Source organism: Candidatus Regiella endosymbiont of Tuberolachnus salignus, from assembly GCF_964020115.1.
GTDB classification, from domain to species: Bacteria; Pseudomonadota; Gammaproteobacteria; order Enterobacterales; family Enterobacteriaceae; genus Regiella; species Regiella insecticola.
The window spans coordinates 998,698-1,014,320 of sequence record NZ_OZ026542.1; the positions used below are offsets into that span (position 1 = coordinate 998,698).

Annotated in this window: 21 protein-coding genes, 1 tRNA gene and 2 pseudogenes; 17 read left to right on the top strand and 7 right to left on the bottom strand. The window is 45.7% G+C overall.

Annotated features, from left to right (window positions below):
• Positions 1 to 34: 34 nt before the first annotated feature.
• The 3 genes from AACL30_RS05120 to AACL30_RS05130 are packed head-to-tail and all read right to left on the bottom strand — an operon-like array spanning position 35 to position 4,579.
• Positions 35 to 2,089 carry a tRNA(Met) cytidine acetyltransferase TmcA gene (locus AACL30_RS05120; protein ID WP_339057938.1) on the bottom strand — a complete coding sequence of 685 codons (2,055 nt, stop codon included), beginning with the start codon at positions 2,087 to 2,089 and terminating at the stop codon, positions 35 to 37.
• A gap of 24 nt (positions 2,090 to 2,113) precedes the next feature.
• Positions 2,114 to 4,369 carry a DNA topoisomerase IV subunit A gene (parC, locus tag AACL30_RS05125; protein ID WP_339057939.1) on the bottom strand — a complete coding sequence of 752 codons (2,256 nt, stop codon included), beginning with the start codon at positions 4,367 to 4,369 and terminating at the stop codon, positions 2,114 to 2,116.
• 48 nt (positions 4,370 to 4,417) lie between these two features.
• A complete protein-coding gene (locus AACL30_RS05130) occupies positions 4,418 to 4,579 on the bottom strand; it encodes a hypothetical protein (RefSeq protein ID WP_339057940.1) in 162 nt (53 codons plus the stop codon).
• 91 nt (positions 4,580 to 4,670) lie between these two features.
• On the opposite strand from AACL30_RS05130, the gene AACL30_RS05135 reads away from it, so the two are divergent.
• From AACL30_RS05135 to AACL30_RS05155, 5 genes and pseudogenes are all read left to right on the top strand, one after another.
• Positions 4,671 to 4,746: transfer RNA gene (locus AACL30_RS05135), tRNA-Phe, on the top strand.
• Positions 4,747 to 4,943: 197 nt separating this feature from the next.
• Positions 4,944 to 6,217: pseudogene (locus AACL30_RS05140) on the top strand (integrase domain-containing protein).
• 429 nt (positions 6,218 to 6,646) lie between these two features.
• On the top strand, positions 6,647 to 6,994 hold the full coding sequence (locus AACL30_RS05145) for a hypothetical protein (RefSeq protein ID WP_339057941.1): 348 nt from the start codon (positions 6,647 to 6,649) through the stop codon (positions 6,992 to 6,994).
• 114 nt (positions 6,995 to 7,108) lie between these two features.
• Positions 7,109 to 7,324 (top strand): helix-turn-helix transcriptional regulator, encoded by a 216-nt coding sequence (locus AACL30_RS05150; RefSeq protein ID WP_339057942.1) that lies wholly within the window; start codon positions 7,109 to 7,111, stop codon positions 7,322 to 7,324.
• Positions 7,321 to 7,536, top strand: coding sequence for a Derepression protein (locus tag AACL30_RS05155; protein WP_339057943.1), 216 nt, complete (start codon positions 7,321 to 7,323; stop codon positions 7,534 to 7,536). The genes AACL30_RS05150 and AACL30_RS05155 overlap by 4 nt, the downstream gene beginning before the upstream one ends.
• Positions 7,537 to 7,699: 163 nt before the next feature.
• On the opposite strand, the gene AACL30_RS05160 is transcribed toward AACL30_RS05155, so the two are convergent.
• Entirely contained in the window at positions 7,700 to 7,999 is a 300-nt protein-coding gene (locus AACL30_RS05160) for a helix-turn-helix transcriptional regulator (RefSeq protein ID WP_339057944.1), read from the bottom strand.
• Positions 8,000 to 8,095: 96 nt separating this feature from the next.
• Between AACL30_RS05160 and AACL30_RS05165 the strand changes: the two genes are divergently transcribed.
• On the top strand, positions 8,096 to 8,452 hold the full coding sequence (locus AACL30_RS05165; protein ID WP_339057945.1) for a hypothetical protein: 357 nt from the start codon (positions 8,096 to 8,098) through the stop codon (positions 8,450 to 8,452).
• 8 nt (positions 8,453 to 8,460) lie between these two features.
• Positions 8,461 to 8,790 (top strand): hypothetical protein, encoded by a 330-nt coding sequence (locus AACL30_RS05170; protein WP_339057946.1) that lies wholly within the window; start codon positions 8,461 to 8,463, stop codon positions 8,788 to 8,790.
• A 124-nt stretch (positions 8,791 to 8,914) separates the two neighbouring features.
• Here the strand turns inward: AACL30_RS05170 and istB are convergent, their stop codons facing one another.
• Both istB and istA read right to left on the bottom strand, forming a co-directional pair.
• Positions 8,915 to 9,712, bottom strand: a complete 798-nt coding sequence (istB, locus tag AACL30_RS05175; protein WP_339058365.1) for an IS21-like element helper ATPase IstB — start codon at positions 9,710 to 9,712, stop codon at positions 8,915 to 8,917.
• Positions 9,709 to 10,887: an IS21 family transposase gene (istA, locus tag AACL30_RS05180; protein ID WP_339056344.1), complete on the bottom strand. Its 1,179-nt coding sequence runs from the start codon at positions 10,885 to 10,887 to the stop codon at positions 9,709 to 9,711. The genes istB and istA overlap by 4 nt, the downstream gene beginning before the upstream one ends.
• A 140-nt stretch (positions 10,888 to 11,027) precedes the next feature.
• On the opposite strand from istA, the gene gpM reads away from it, so the two are divergent.
• The 4 genes and pseudogenes from gpM to AACL30_RS16420 all read left to right on the top strand — a co-directional run.
• Complete coding sequence (gene gpM, locus AACL30_RS05185) at positions 11,028 to 11,735, top strand: phage terminase small subunit (protein ID WP_339057947.1); 708 nt, start codon at positions 11,028 to 11,030, stop codon at positions 11,733 to 11,735.
• Between the two features lie 185 nt (positions 11,736 to 11,920).
• Positions 11,921 to 12,400, top strand: coding sequence for a head completion/stabilization protein (locus tag AACL30_RS05190; RefSeq protein ID WP_339057948.1), 480 nt, complete (start codon positions 11,921 to 11,923; stop codon positions 12,398 to 12,400).
• A gap of 36 nt (positions 12,401 to 12,436) precedes the next feature.
• A complete protein-coding gene (locus AACL30_RS05195; protein WP_339057949.1) occupies positions 12,437 to 12,640 on the top strand; it encodes a tail protein X in 204 nt (67 codons plus the stop codon).
• Positions 12,641 to 12,646: 6 nt separating this feature from the next.
• Positions 12,647 to 12,745 (top strand): annotated as a pseudogene (locus AACL30_RS16420) (alpha/beta hydrolase); the annotation flags it as partial.
• A gap of 3 nt (positions 12,746 to 12,748) precedes the next feature.
• Here the strand turns inward: AACL30_RS16420 and AACL30_RS05200 are convergent.
• Positions 12,749 to 12,877: a hypothetical protein gene (locus AACL30_RS05200; RefSeq protein WP_339057950.1), complete on the bottom strand. Its 129-nt coding sequence runs from the start codon at positions 12,875 to 12,877 to the stop codon at positions 12,749 to 12,751.
• Between AACL30_RS05200 and AACL30_RS05205 the strand changes: the two genes are divergently transcribed.
• From AACL30_RS05205 to AACL30_RS05230, 6 genes are all read left to right on the top strand, one after another.
• Positions 12,876 to 13,394, top strand: coding sequence for a lysozyme (locus AACL30_RS05205; RefSeq protein ID WP_339057951.1), 519 nt, complete (start codon positions 12,876 to 12,878; stop codon positions 13,392 to 13,394). The genes AACL30_RS05200 and AACL30_RS05205 overlap by 2 nt on opposite strands.
• A 37-nt stretch (positions 13,395 to 13,431) precedes the next feature.
• A complete protein-coding gene (locus AACL30_RS05210) occupies positions 13,432 to 13,848 on the top strand; it encodes a lysis protein (protein WP_339057952.1) in 417 nt (138 codons plus the stop codon).
• 5 nt (positions 13,849 to 13,853) lie between these two features.
• A complete protein-coding gene (locus AACL30_RS05215; RefSeq protein ID WP_339057953.1) occupies positions 13,854 to 14,312 on the top strand; it encodes a phage tail protein in 459 nt (152 codons plus the stop codon).
• Positions 14,309 to 14,764 carry a phage virion morphogenesis protein gene (locus tag AACL30_RS05220; RefSeq protein ID WP_339057954.1) on the top strand — a complete coding sequence of 152 codons (456 nt, stop codon included), beginning with the start codon at positions 14,309 to 14,311 and terminating at the stop codon, positions 14,762 to 14,764. Before AACL30_RS05215 ends, AACL30_RS05220 begins: the two co-directional genes overlap by 4 nt.
• 103 nt (positions 14,765 to 14,867) lie before the next feature.
• Positions 14,868 to 15,188 (top strand): type II toxin-antitoxin system RelE/ParE family toxin, encoded by a 321-nt coding sequence (locus AACL30_RS05225; protein ID WP_339057955.1) that lies wholly within the window; start codon positions 14,868 to 14,870, stop codon positions 15,186 to 15,188.
• Positions 15,178 to 15,462 (top strand): helix-turn-helix transcriptional regulator, encoded by a 285-nt coding sequence (locus AACL30_RS05230; protein WP_339057956.1) that lies wholly within the window; start codon positions 15,178 to 15,180, stop codon positions 15,460 to 15,462. Before AACL30_RS05225 ends, AACL30_RS05230 begins: the two co-directional genes overlap by 11 nt.
• The last annotated feature ends 161 nt before the right edge of the window (positions 15,463 to 15,623 follow it).

Consider the following 15,623-nt stretch of genomic DNA (forward strand, 5'->3'; position numbering starts at 1 on the left):
ATCGCATTGATGTGGAGGGAAAGGATATCCCTTTTCACTCCATCACCCATTTTCGCCAAACATCATGACGGCTTTTATCCAAATTCAGCAACGCTTGCTGCACTTCCTGCCGCCAGCAAGAGGTCAAGGCTTTACGGCCATTCAAATGACAATGGATTATAATTTCTGCTATTGGTAATTGCTGTTGTAAATATTGACGTAAAGCAGGTAGTGGCAACAAACTATTTATAAGTAGCCGCTGCAAAGCGGCTCGACTGGCTTCTAGAGGACGAAAAGCATAAGCAAAACCGGTTAACTCACGCCAATCTTCATCATTAAGTGATCTATCTTCTATTTTATTTATGGGGAAAGGATAGCATTGCCACTGCGGCAACCAGATCCGATCCCTGACCCATTGTTGTTGTAACGATTGACATAATGTTTTTGCCGCGGTACTCAACGGCAATATCGCCATCGCCGTATAACATCCACTACTGGCTTCTTTATGACTCCCTATACGAACCAATTTAAAACCACAAGCGTGCCAAAAAGCACTCAACTCATCGGTATAACCAAAACTAACAGACAAAAAATCTAGCTGCTGAGCAGTCTGTTTTTCAGCCAAGACCATGCGCAATGCAATCCCCCGTCGCCGCCATTTATCCATTACCGCTATTCGACTAATACGGCGAGAACGTAAAATCGGTGCTAACCATTGCCCACTATGCGCCGACAATGATTGAGCGACCAAATTGCCTCGAGGCCTTCGGCGGCCAGCCCAAACGTCTCGTGCCAATGTCTCCTCTAACCCCCCTTCATCCACCAGCCATATGGCCGCTACCAGCGTTTCATCGGCCAGCGTCGCAGCAAAATGCATTCCTGGGGCATCCATCAAACGACGTAAATCAAGCGGAGTCGTCCGATAATGCGCGTTGGACAATAAACCATAAAAATCGCGTAATAAATGCGACTTCTGCCAGGCTTCATTTTGCGCGATCCTGATAATTTTCAGTGAGCCCTGCTCACGCTTTTCATCCCCTGTTTTGGATTTAGAAGGATTATTCAATAGTAATGCGTGATCCAATACGCGCTCAAGCGGATCATGCGCTGCCCAACGAATAGGATCAGTGAGTGTTAAATACTGGCAGTGAGTCAATGTAGCGCAAAATTTAAGCAAAAAACCCTGCCCGGTACCTTCATAGCCTTGAACCGTAGTAATTAATAGAATGCGCGGAAAATACGCCAGCAAAGCAGATAATAATGACCCAGGGAGCGCAGCAGCTTCATCGATTATCAGCCAATCAACCTGGCTAACCTCATGCTGACGACAAAAAATCAGCAGCGCATCTGGTGCCCAAAACACCGCTTTTTTAGTGACCTGTTGATACAGTATCTGCGTTGCCGATTTACTACGGGCGGTGACCCAACAGGTGCCTGGCCATTGTGTCACCAACATGCCTGCCAACGTCGATTTGCCACGCCCTCGCGCCGCCATTAGCACCCAGACTCCGCTTTCGGCTCGCATTAATCGATCTAAAATAGCCTGTTGCTTTGAAGTCGGCATTCCATCAATGCCGCGGCGAGGCGGCCGAGACTCTGTTAGCGGAAGGATCGGACAATGCCCCTGATGCCAAAACGCCACCTCGTTATCGGCCAGCAGCTGACGTTGAAAATGATAAATGAAATGGGGTGTAGCAATCGCCTGCTCCTGCCCACACCACCGTCGACTGTCTTGATCGATAAGCATCGGCCAATGGCTCCACTTCGGCACTAACAATAACAACCAGCTACCCGCCCGCAACGTCCCTGCTAACACAGCTAACGCCTCTATATCAAATGCGGTAGTGGCATCAAATATTGCGTGCATTTTTTCTTGTCCGAGCAAAGTTTTAGCGGCGTAAGTAGGAATAATCTTAGTTTGAGCTGATCCCGCTTCACCTATCCATGGCCAATCGCCAGGCAGTAATTGAGCCAAAATCAATGCTTGTTGCTGACACCAGCGGCTATCACCGCTGATAACGAGTATACGGCGAATACCTTGCCGTATCATTTGTCGTTGATGGAGGCAAAGCGACGCTGAAAGCGGTGATTTTTCGCCTATTTTTTCCATGTTTTAGTCTGATTCAAAAAAATTTCAAACAGGCTCTAACACTTCTATTCGATCAATACGTGTTAATCCCCTTGGCAATAATGAACCTTTACTCCCTCGTTTGGCGCTAAATTTTTTTAATTCTTCTGGCTTTAGGGTTAATTTTCGTTTACCTGAATAGAATGTAACCGATGCCTGAACGGATAATCTGAGTAGCCACCTTAAATTATCGCTACCTGCCATTCGCTCCTGTTTTGAAATCGATATAATTTTATTCCCTTTTCCTTTCGTTAATCTGGGCAAATCAGCGGCGGGGAACATCAATATTCTTCCTGCCGTGATTGACAACAACATATCATCGGCTCCGTGCAGTTTTAATGGCGGTAATATTTTGGCATTACTGGGTAAAGCCATTAATGCTTTACCTGCCCGATTTTTAGTAATCAGATCACTGAAGTGACAAATAAAACCATAACCAGCATCAGAGGATAAGAGTAGCTGTTGATCGTTATCTGCCATCAATACATATTCGATAACCGCTTCTGTTGACGAGATAAATCGCCCAGTCAGCGGCTCACCCTGCCCTCGAGCAGAAGGTAAAGTCAGTGGATCAAGAGAATAACTACGACCAGTCGAATCAATAAACACCGCTGGTTGATTACTTTTACCTTGCGCGGCGGTACGAAAGCAATCTCCCGCTTTATAGTTGAAACCACTGGGGTCAACATCATGCCCTTTAGCGCTACGCACCCATCCCATTTTAGATAACACCACCGTAACCGGCTCAGAAGGCTGGATATCGTGTTCATTCATGGCTTTCGCATCATCTCGCTGGATCAGGGGTGAACGACGACAATGGTTTTGTTGATGATGACAAACAGCCGTATCCGCTTGGATCTCTTTTTTAAGTAACTGGTTAAATGCTGCTTTTGATTCCAATAGCATTTGTAGTTGGGCGAGCTCTTGCTGAAATTCCGCTTCCTCACTGCGCAGCTTTTTCTCTTCTAATTTGGCTAACTGACGCAGTTTAAGCTCAAGGATCGCTTCTGTTTGGCTTTCTGAAAGAGAAAAACAGGTTATCAACACTGATTTAGCATCATCTTCTGTACGAATAATATCAATCACTTTATCGATGTTTAAAAAAGCTGTCAGTAACCCCTCCAAAATATGCAAACGCCTCTGCACATTGTCTAACCGATAATTTAAACGCCGCCGAACCGTATCACAGCGGTAAACCAACCATTCGCTCAGAATAGTTAGTAATCCTTTGACCGATGGGCGATTATCCAACCCTATCATGTTCATATTGATGCGATAACTTTTTTCCAGATCAGTGGTAGCAAACAAATGACTCATTACCTGATCTAAATCGATTCTATTGGAGCGTGGAATGATCACCAAACGAGTCGGATTCTCATGATTAGATTCATCACGTAAATCTTCAATCATCGGTAATTTTTTGCTACGCATTTGACCTGCAATCTGCTCTAACACTTTGGCGCCTGATACTTGATGAGGTAATGCCGTGATAACTACATTAGCCTCTTCTTTGTTCCATATCGCACGCATGCGTATAGAGCCTCGCCCTGTTTGATAAATTTTTTTTATTTCATGGCGGGGCGTGATGATTTCAGCATCAGTAGGAAAGTCAGGCCCTTGCACATATTCAAGTAGCTCGTCTAAAGAGGCGCTAGGTTTATCGATCAATTGAATAAGCGCTTGAGCAATTTCCTCTACATTATGGGGGGGAATATCGGTGGCCATGCCAACGGCGATGCCAGTAGTGCCATTAAGCAAAATATTAGGTAATCGAGCGGGTAACATTTTTGGCTCTTGCAAGGTGCCATCAAAATTAGCAATCCAATCCACGGTGCCTTGACTTAATTCAGCCAATAATATTTGCGCATACTTAGATAAACGAGATTCGGTATAACGCATCGCGGCAAAGGATTTAGGATCATCTGGCGCACCCCAGTTTCCCTGACCGTCGATTAACGGATAGCGATAAGAAAAAGATTGTGCCATCAAAACCATCGCTTCATAACAAGCGCTATCACCATGAGGATGATATTTGCCCAACACATCCCCCACGGTGCGCGCCGATTTTTTAAATTTTGCACTATTATTCAGACCCAGTTCAGACATGGCATAGACAATCCGGCGCTGTACTGGTTTTAATCCATCGCCGATAAAAGGTAAGGCCCTATCCATAATGACGTACATGGAATAATTCAGATAAGCGTTTTCGGTAAAAGTGTGTAGCGCTTGGCTTTCTACAACATCATGAGTTAATGCAGTCATTACTTTATTATCCTTATTTTCTGACTCATATCAGGGATCATAACTTATCTACTCGATGGCTGTCACAATATACCCTTCGCCTTTGAAGCCGCCGCGTTGTTGGCTGCGGGTGTTCGCCGAATCACGTAGTATGTCTACGCTCATCGGTCTCATACCCTGGCCGCCTAGCGGCAACTTCAAAGGCGAAGGGTATACAGAACACAACTTCATTTTATATTTGCCTAAAAAGAGAACAACCAAGCGTCTTAAGCAGAAAAATTCGTTGACGGCACAACTGCAATAGGGTTTAATTCGCCCCGTTGCCCGGATAGCTCAGTCGGTAGAGCAGAGGATTGAAAATCCTCGTGTCCTTGGTTCGATTCCGAGTCCGGGCACCAAATATTATATCGGCCAGTATCTTTTACTGACTGTAGTTTTAAAGAAACCCGCATTCTAACTAAGTTTGCGGGTTTTTTGTTGCCTCTTATACTCTAGTGTGGCATGGTTATACTCTGTTTTTTAGGGACTAGATTTGGGACTCTATCTTTTAGTGCCCAAAATAAGTAGTCCCATAGTCCTATTAATGGTGATTAATATGGCGATACAAGTAAAGCCTCTAACCAATACCGAAGTGAAAGAAGCAAAGGCAGTCAACAAAGATTTATCTTTGTATGATGGCGGTGGATTGCTGCTGTTTGTTAAATTATCAGGCGTTAAAACGTGGCGTCTACGCTACTATCATCCCTCAACGAAAAAGTGAACAACCTTAACGCTAGGACATTACCCCGCTTTATCTCTGGCAGAAGCCAGACGTGTACGAGAGGAGATAAGAGCACTCTTGGCACAAGGGATCGACCCGCAGGAGCAACAAAGACAGCAGCAAGAGAAAGAAAAGGCATCTAATAACAATACTTTTGCTAAAATCACTGCCGATTGGTTTGCAGTAAAAAAATCAAAAGGGTTAACCAAAGATACACTTAATAATATATGGAGATCACTGGAAAAGAGCATCTTCCCTTACGTGGAAGGGATTTCTATCAATAATCTAACCGCACAAACATTTATACAAGCCATGCAACCTATTTGTGCCAGTGGTCGATTAGAAACAGTACGACGGGTTACGATGCGTATTAAGAAGTAATGAACTATGCCGTTAATGCAGGGTTGATACAGGCAAACCCTGCTACGAAGATCAGCCAGGTCTTTGAAAATCCAGTAGTAACGCACATGCCTACAATTAGGCCGGAAAAACTGCCAGAACTCATGCGTACACTGTCTATTGCCAATATAGAGTTACAAACCAGACTGGTGATAGAATTTCAATTACTGACAATCACCAGACCATCAGAAGCCGCTACCGCTCGTTGGGATGAAATCAATCTGATTGATAAAATATGGACAATTCCAGCCGGTCGGATGAAAATGCGCCGGGAACATGTTGTGCCGCTCTCTCCCCAATCACTGGCGGTATTAGAAGCGATGAAACCGATCAGCTTACACCGGCCTTACGTGTTCCCCTCATTCAAAAATCCATTAAAACCAATGAATAGTGCAACAGCGAACATGGCTCTACGCCGTATGGGGTACAAGAACATATTAGTGGCACATGGATTTAGATCTATTGCCAGTACAACTCTCAATGAGAAAGGGTTTGCTCCAGATGTAATTGAAGCAGCATTGGCACATGTTGATACAAACAAAGTACGTAGTGCCTATAACCGCAGCACTTATTTGGAACAACGCAAAGTCTTGATGGATTGGTGGGGCGAATTTGTCGAGCGGGCTGCCACTGGGAAATTTACGGCTGCCGAGAGTGTTAGAAGAATTAAAGGGGAGTCTGACAAATTAAGCACTATTGAGTTTAAATAAGATCTGCATCAGTAAAAATAATTTATTATTAATATTCTACTTCTTTTATTGATAGGGTAATTATTATCTTGAGTACATAATACTCCTGTTAAATATTCATCAATACGGACTGATATACTTTTTTTTGGGGCATTAAAGTGTCAAAAAATGGGGAATATCAGTCAATCATGAGAGGCATTAATTAATGAACGATTCATTTCTTGACGAATACGCCGAGTTTGCTTATATGGATTTGCATGCCGTGTTAAACACTTTTATCACTGAGGATTATTTAAACCATTGTGAAGCGCATTCCTACCTGTGCCGCCTCCTTAACGGCAGCACGGGTCTCTCTCCACGATAAAAATCTATCGTAAGCCTCTCAATCCCCTACCTTTTGATGACTATCAAGCACTGCCCCCCCTCGAGACCGCCTCGGTTATACAAGCATTGCGAAAGGCTGCTGTTTGTAATACCGAATACAACTTTACTCTCTTCTATTTACAGCGACAGGCGTTAATCCATCGACTTAACACCACTGGCAAGCCGATTCCTAACGCTATCCTATCTCATCATCAAACCAAAACGAATCACAGCGGGCGAACCTCAATCGCCTGCAAAGTCGCCATTATCAGTCTGTATAAAAAAATACAGGGCGATATTTCAGCCAATTATACTCAAGCGGCCAACATATTATCGGCTTATGCCACTGAAGCGGGTTATCACCATAAATTCAATAAAGATATCCTGAAGCGATGGTGTGAAGAGATAAAAATGATGAAAAAAAGAACAAAATAGCGCATTAAGAGACGAGAGGGCTTAATAAGCCCCCTTCTTCTTTATTTACAGCGAAAGAAGATCAATCATCTTTTCCTCCGCGGGCTATCCCGTTTACTCAAGGAAAAAAGAGCAATGTCAATGTTAAATCGTAAAATCTTACTGAAAAAGGAAGTGAAGTCCATTCTGCGCATTGCCTCCGACAGCGCTTTAGATGAAATGTGGAAAAAACATGATTTCCCTAATCCGATCCGCATTGGCATTCGTCGTATAGGGTGGTATGCCGATGAGATGGAAGGCTGGCTAAGGGGGCGTGATGCAGAGCGTTTATCCAGGGAGATCGCGTCATGAAACAGTCACAAATCAGCATTGAAAGTTATCACAAATTAAATCGAGCTAAAAATCTATTGCACTTTTTGTATTTGGATCTGATACAAAAAGACATCAATGGAATGCAGCAACATGTTCTTCCCCATATCGTAAGTTATATCGCCGATGATCTCCGTTGGGTATTGAGTGAATTAAAACAGCAAGGTTTTTGTGATCACGTTCTCAAAAAATAAAAATTATTGAGGTTTTTTTACCTGCTCAGACTGAGCCTAATGGCAGCGGGTTATTGATACCGTTTATTGAGGTCAAGCTGAGTAGGTCGCTGTTGAAACACAAACTTTATCGCTATTCATTTTTTGACTCATGTCATGATATCCAAACCCAGCAGGTGCAAAATTAATCTATTTTTCTGTCTGGACGGCTAAATGTTTCTTCTTCTTTCCTATAGTGTGTAGGAATTGGGGCTATTTGCCCTGATTCTGGAGCGATAGAATTAGTTATCAACCATAACGCATATTTTTTAAAGCGGACATGATTAACTATTTTGTCAATAACACTAATTCCAACATCTCTTTGGCCAGTTTCGTAGTTTCTTATTGCTCCAAGGCTCACACCAGTTTCACTTGCAAATTGTGGCTGGGTTAAACCTTCAACAGTACGAATTTTTTTTAATTTTTCCCCATAATGGCTTGACATGATCTTCTCCTGAGGATTATTATCTACAAACATCCTCAAAAGAGGATTTTTAGAAGTAATCTAAATAATTTTAAACCAATCCAGTAAGGATAACTCATGGAAGCAGTGCAACAAAATAAACCATTGGAAAGTGAATTGATCCGCGCTCCAAAATCAAAAGAAGGTATTGTTTCATTGACGCAAAGGAATCCGCATCCTTCCATAGCTAGTGCTATGGAGTTATCTCTTTCTTATTTAACAGCGAATAATATCAGACCAAGCATGACACTTAGTGAGTATGCAAAGTTTACTGGCATGGAATTAAGACAAGTTCAAAGTGATGCTGAGCGTAACTACCTCCCATTATTGAAACGCACGATAAACAATCGAAGAGAATTAAAACGTATCAATATGGTAGCTCTTTATGCAATCCCTGTTATCGAGTGTTTTGATACCATCGAAAAGCGCGTTTGAGGGAATATATGACACACCCCACAACCTCCATAAATCGTCATTCCAAAGCATACCGTGGGTTTACCATTACCTACTTGCCGAAAACGGCGACGCAGCCGATGAGCCGTTATCACCTGTGGTTAGATAATCAGTCGTTTGGCAAGGTGGATGCGTTAGCACAAGCTACCGATTACATCGATCAGTTACATCAGATGAAAAAAATAGCAAGGAGAGAAGATGAGTTATTTCATAGCACTCTTGATATCCATCACGATGTTTTTCACGGTGATTATCGCCATCCAGGCGTACCGAAAGAAACACACCAAATTAACCGGTTGGCAACAATTGCTCCTGCATGAAGAAGAAATAAAACGTAAAAAGCGTCAGGCGCTTTAAAACGTCGCATAAAAGCCGTCTTCTAAATGAATGTCAACGCTACTTTAGATTGACCACTTTTTGCTACTTTAAAATGTCCAGTTTTTGCTAATTTTCCTGTTGGGTTTCTATTCCAGGCGCCTGGATAATATCAGTCGTTTTTATAGGCAACATGCCTGCTTTGCGTTTATTTTTGAGTCGATAGCTTTCTCCTTTAATATTCAATGTGGTTGAATGATGTAAAAGCCTGTCTAAAATCGCAGTTGCTAAAATGTGATCACCGAATACGTCCCCCCAATCAGTAAAACTTTTATTTGATGTGAGAATGATGCTCGCCTTTTCATAACGACGGCTCAATAACCTGAAAAATAGGCTAGCTTCTTCGCGATTCATCGGTAAATACCCGATTTCATCCAGTATTAATACCCTGGCATAGCACAGTTGCTGAAGTTGGCGTTCCAGACGGTTTTCTTGCTTTGCCTTCATTAAGGTACAGCAGAGTCTATCCAGAGGCATAAACAATACCCGATGCCCAGCTGTAGCTGCCTTGACAGCCAGCGCTATCGCCAAATGCGTTTTCCCTACCCCAGGTGGGCCTAACAAAATGACGTTTTCATGATGTTCGACAAACCTCAGCCCCGCCAGCTCGCGGATAATTTTCCTGTCTATACTTGGTTGGAAAGTAAAGTCAAATTGCTCCAAGGTTTTTATCCACGGCAAACGTGCTTGTTTTAACCGCGATTCCAAGCCTTTTTGGTGACGCCCGTTCCATTCCTGGGCTAATGCCTGCTGGAGAAATTCACGGTAGTTCAGTGCTTTCTTGGTGGCTTCTTCACATAAACTCTCCAACGCATCGCCCAGGTAATCCATTTTTAACCGTATCAACAAGTTTTCCATTTCCATCAGAGTAGCTCCTCATACACACTGAGCGAACGAGACGCTACTCGATTGACCTGTTGCCAAAGGGCTTGATGATGTTCTGGCACCTTTTGCCAGCCCTGCGTTACCTCCTGCAAGAGATGCGTCGCGAGCAGTTGCTCATCGCCGTAAATACGTAGCGTATTATCTAAACCGATACGAATATTAACCGCACGACCACACCAGAATGAAGGCACGCTATAGCGATTACCTCTGACATCGATATAGCTGTCCCATGCCACTTGTCGTAGGTCGAAGTAGCTGGTATCGAAATCAGTCGCAGGGAGTGGCATCAAGGCTATTTTTTCCTCAGCAAAACGATTTTCCGGTGTCTGCTTGAATTGACGAAGATGACGCTGGTCTGCCACTTTCGCCAGCCACATCGCTAGCAGTTGATTAACATGAGCGAAACTCTCAAACTGACGGTAGCGAGTGAAAAAATTGTGTTTAACATAGCCCACCATCCGTTCGGTTTTGCCTTTCGTTTGCGGTCGATAAGGCTTACAGGCGCGAGGGCTAAACCCATAGTGATTAGCCAGTTGCAGGAAGCCCGCATTGAACTCGATGTGGCCATTTTGTCCATGTTTGATAACAGCGGCTTTTTGGTTATCTACCAAGACATTTTTTACGCTGCCACCGAAGTAATTGAAGCTGCGAACCAGCGATTCATACGTGTGCTCAGCATCTTGCTTAGGGGCAGCAAAGACATGAAAGCGACGCGAAAAACCGAGCGTATTAACGGCAAAATTAACCGTACAGGCAGAGCCTGCCACCTCAACGATGATTTCTCCCCAATCGTGTTGAAGTTGATAACCGGGGAGGGTTTCAAAGCGTACCGTGTTTTTCGAGGCCCTGAGCGGACGTTTGGGATGTATATAACGTCGGAGCATCGCACTCCCACCCCGGTAGCCTTTTTCACGGATTTCCTCAAAAATAACCGCCGCATTCCAAACCTGTTCACTCAACCTTGAATCGATGTAGTCTTTAAAGGGCTCGAGTTTAGCAACCTGTTTTTTACCGCGTTTTGCTGTTGGCGGCGCAGGATAGCTAATGTGCCGTCTCACCGTTTTTTCTGAACACCCTATCTGATGGGCAATATCAACAATAAATGCCCCCTGTTGATGGCGTTGTTTTATCATGTAGTGGTCCTCTCTTCTTAGCATGCTTATTTCCCTCATGGCTTTGTCACCACAAAGGAAACTGCATTCTGGCTTGAGTGGACAAATTAAATTAGCAATTTACGGTCTTTTATCATTAGCGCTGACAAGGTGATATTACGCCGCCTGCCGAGGGGTAACAGGCCATGAGCAACCCGGCACGTCGTCATAAACAGTTTGTGGCTGCCCAGCAAGCGATACCATTGCGTGAGATCGCGGCAGGGCACCCTGCCAGCCCCTACGACTTATTATTATTTCAGTTGCAGCAAGATTTACTGCAGTTAAAAAGCATTGAATCGCTCAGCCGCAAAGCGGAAGTCAAACGCACCTTGCTGCCGACCTATTTACCGTGGGTCGCCGGGGTACTGGCCGGCGGCAGCGGCACCCAAGATGCGATCCTGATGCGGATGCTGATTTGGCAACTGGATATCGGCGATCTGGCCAGCGCTCTCGATATTGCTGACTACGCCATCCACTATGATTTAGTGCCTCCGGACAGCTTCCAACGTTCCACCGCCTGCTTAATCGCCGAAGAAGTGGCGGCGGTGGCAGGCCGAACCCTGCTCGAAAAACGCCCGCTGGATACGGCCTCCTTGTTACGGGCGCAACACCTTTTACGTGGGCAAGACATGCCCGATCAGGTTAACGCCCGACTGCATAAAATGCTCGGTTATGCCTTGCGTCAAGACGGGGACTATCAACAGGCCTGTCTTCATTTAAAACAGGCTCTCACCCTAGATCCCCGCAGTGGGGTGAAAACCGATATCAAACAGCTAGAAAAGTGTCTTCAGACAGAAAAATTACCGCAGACGGTACCCCCGAACGCCCACGGCGAGGGCGGCACAGGCCAGTGATAGGCTATTTTTCTATCAATGAGCCTGTCCACCGCCCCTTATCCCCTTCGCCTTTCAAGCTACGGCGGCGTTGGCAGCTCACTCTTATCCCAGTCATGTACTATCTGTACACTCCTGGGATTCGATTGATTGCCGCCTTGCCGTAACTCGAAACGCATTGGGCATATATATTGAGAGAACGGACGATGGTTAGCATTGCAATCAATCCCATCACGGATGAAGCGGCGCGCAACAAACCGCAGCACATCAAAAATAACGGCTTCTGGCCGGATCTCGATCTACAGCATTACCGGGATACCATGCGCCAAGACGGCACGCTGACCCCCGCACGTTTGCGGGAAGCCGCCCAATTTGCTCTCAATGAAACGCATCATCGGCTCGCCCAATGGCAAAAAAAACAACAACAGGCGGGCTATACCGCCCTGGTTGAGGTTCCCGGCGAGCAGGTGGACGATGAAAACGCCCGCCTTCACCTTTACCGCCGCGCCGTCTATTGCCTGATACAGGCCACGGTAACAGAACGATTTCGCAGTTTTGACGCCACCGCAACAGGCGATAAACGCGCCGATGCGCTCGAAACCCGCATTGAACACCTTCGCCGCGATGCCGCCTGGGCAATACGTGATCTGCAAGGGCTTCCCCGCGCCACCATTGCATTGATTTAACTTTGTAAACAACAGCACGAGAAGGGCTCACCGTGAATGAAAATTTTTGCCCAACAAAACGACACCGTAGACGCCCTGTGCTGGCGTTATACCCGGCGTACCGACGGCATCACCGAACAGGTCTTCGCCCTCAACCCGGGTCTTGCGGACATCGGCGTGATCTTACCGCACGGCACCGCAGTAGAGATGCCTTCGGCGCCCCCTGCTCCGCTCAAACAAGGACTACAACTGTGGGATTAACACACAATGGACAGACACACCGCCTGGCTTTCGTATTTATCCGCCTGGCTACTCACCTGTTTGGGTGCCTGGACGTTACAGGACTGGGCGACCCTGATTGGTCTGGCGTTAGGCATCGGCACCTACCTCAATAACCGCTACTACAAAAGGCGCGAAGATCAACGCCAACAGGAAATGCACGACCTCCAGCGCCAACACCTGACCGAACATGCCCATCAAGCTCACGGGGATCAGCATGCGCCACCTCAGTAAAAAAGTCTATGCGTTGATCGCTGCCGGTGCCAGTACTGCGATCCTGCTCGCACAATTCTTGCAAGAAAAAGAAGGCAACCGGCTGCAAGCCTATCAAGACAGTGCAAATATTTGGACAATCTGCCGCGGGGCGACACGGGTGGAGGGTCAGCCGGTCACGCCGGGGATGCAACTCAGTCGCGAAAAATGCGAGCAAATTAACCAATTTGAAGTGGACAAAGCGATTGCCTGGGTCGAACAGCATATCAAGGTGCCCTTAACCGACGTGCAGAAAGCCGGGATTGCTTCGTTTTGCCCCTATAACCTCGGCGCGAGTAAATGCACGGCGTCCACTTTCTATCGCAAACTCAATGCCGGTGACTATCAAGGCGCCTGTGCAGAAATTAAACGCTGGATTTTTGATGGCGGCAAAGATTGTCGCCTCCGTGCCCATAACTGCGCCGGTCAAGTGATAAGACGTGCGCAGGAAAGTGAGCTGACCTGTTGGGGGAGCGATGTTTAACCGAGGTTGTTTTATTCTGATGAGCCTCATTCTGCTGATGAGTCTGGCTGCGGGGTATTATCACTTTGAGTTAGCAAAAAAAGAAAATATCATCAAAAGAATAACGGATGAGCGTAACAACGCACTGATCATCATGGAAGGAATAAAAAAGCAGCACCAACAGCTCACCGCACTTGATAACCAACACACCCAGGAATTAACCCATGCCAAAACGCAGCTGGCAGCGCTTGAACGTGATGTTAATGATAAGCAGCGTAGGGTGCAGCTCAATGCCACCTGTCCCCTGTCCCCGGCCACTGCCCCCACCGGCCTGGATGATGGCACCCGCGCCCGACTTAACGACACCGCTATCAAACATTATTTCCATCTCCGAGAGCGTATCGACACCGCGACGCAGCAAATAGCCGGATTACAAGACTATATCCGCCAAGTCTGTCTTAAGGCAGAAGGATAACCTGCATGTTAAAACCCGATTCACTGCGCCAAGCCCTCACAGACGCCGTCCCTTATCTCAAACAAAATCCCGATAGCCTGCATATTTTTATTGACCGGGGGGCTATCGTCTCCACGCTGGCCGCCTCTTTGTCCTTTGAATATCAATACACACTCAATCTGATCATCACCGATTACAGTGGCGACGCCGATACCCTCTTTGTGCCGATTTTACACTGGTTACGTCGCCATCAGCCGGACAGTATGGCCCATCATGATAAACGGGCTGAGGGCTTCACTTTTGAAGCCGATCATATCAATCACAGCCTGCGTGATATCAGTATCAATCTCAAACTGACCGAACGGGTGATCGTCAAAGAACAACAGGGGATGTTACAGGTCACCCACAGGGATGAACCGCCGGATCCGGATACCACTGATCTTCACTATGAACTCTTTATCAAAAAAGAAAAAGTGATGCCATGACAACGCTAAAGCCCAGTGATCCACTGAGCCACGCGCTCGCCCACCTGCTGAAACAATTATCTCCGGCACGCCGAAAAGCCTTCACCCGCCAGATAGCCAAACAATTACGGCAGCGGCAAAAGCAGCGTATCCAAGCACAACAGGCGCCCGATGGCACCCCGTTTGCGCCGCGCAAGCAAAAACGCCGTGATAAACACGGACGCATTAAACGCAAGATGTTTACCCAATTACGCACCGCTCGCTTTTTAAAGCATAACAATAGCTTCGGTGAAACCACGTTAAGTTTTGCGCGTCCTGTCACACCCGTAGCACGGGTGCATCATTATGGCCTGCGGGATAAAGTCGCGCGTAACGGCGTCACCGTACGTTATGAACGCCGTCCGCTACTGGGGTTGACTGATAAGGATATTGAAAGAATTACTGATCTGGCGTTGGTGTATTTGGCGGGGTAGGGGGTGTTATTACAGTTACAGCACAAAAAACCAAATTTTACAAATAACCTTTGAGTTATTATAACTTATGAGTTATCATTGGCTATCATTAAGGGAGCAATGAATGTTTGAGCTAATCTTTCATCCTGAAGCTGAAAATGAACTCTACACACTGGAAGACACTATGCAGGCCAAAGTACTTTCAGCGCTGGATAAGTTAGAAGCTAAAGGTAATAAATTACGTTATCCACACACTGATATTATCCAAGATGGGCTTTTTGAACTACGTGCGGGAAAAAAACATATTACCAGAACTTTTTTTGCATTCACTAAAGATAGAAAAATCTATATTTTGCGAACCTTTATTAAGAAAACCCAAAAGACACCAACAGCGGAAATTAAATTGGCTTTAAAGAGACTTGAGGAGTTAATCAATGACAATTAAAGGTGTTCCGTATTCAAAAATCAAGGCAAAAGCCCTGCAAAATTCAGCGGTACAAGCCGCGTATTTGGCAGAAAAAAAGCAAGAAGAATTACAAGAGCTACTTCTTAATATGCGTAAGCTGGCTGGTTTAAACAGCACCCAAGTTGCTGAACGGATGGGGATCACTCAACCGGCAGTAAGTAAACTTGAGAAAAATGCAGCTAAAGCCAGTATTTTCACTTTAGAACGTTACGCTATTGCATGTGGTATGAGTCTGAAGATTAGCCTGGTCTGATGATATTACCCCTACATTAACGGTAGAAGTTTTTAAAAAATTTGTATAAGAAGAATCCAGAGGCAGTATTTTTCTCTGGATTTTTTCCCATTCTGATCTTGATTGTCCCACTCCCCACACAACGCTGTTCACATGCTCCCGCGCCCGATAGGCGGCACACT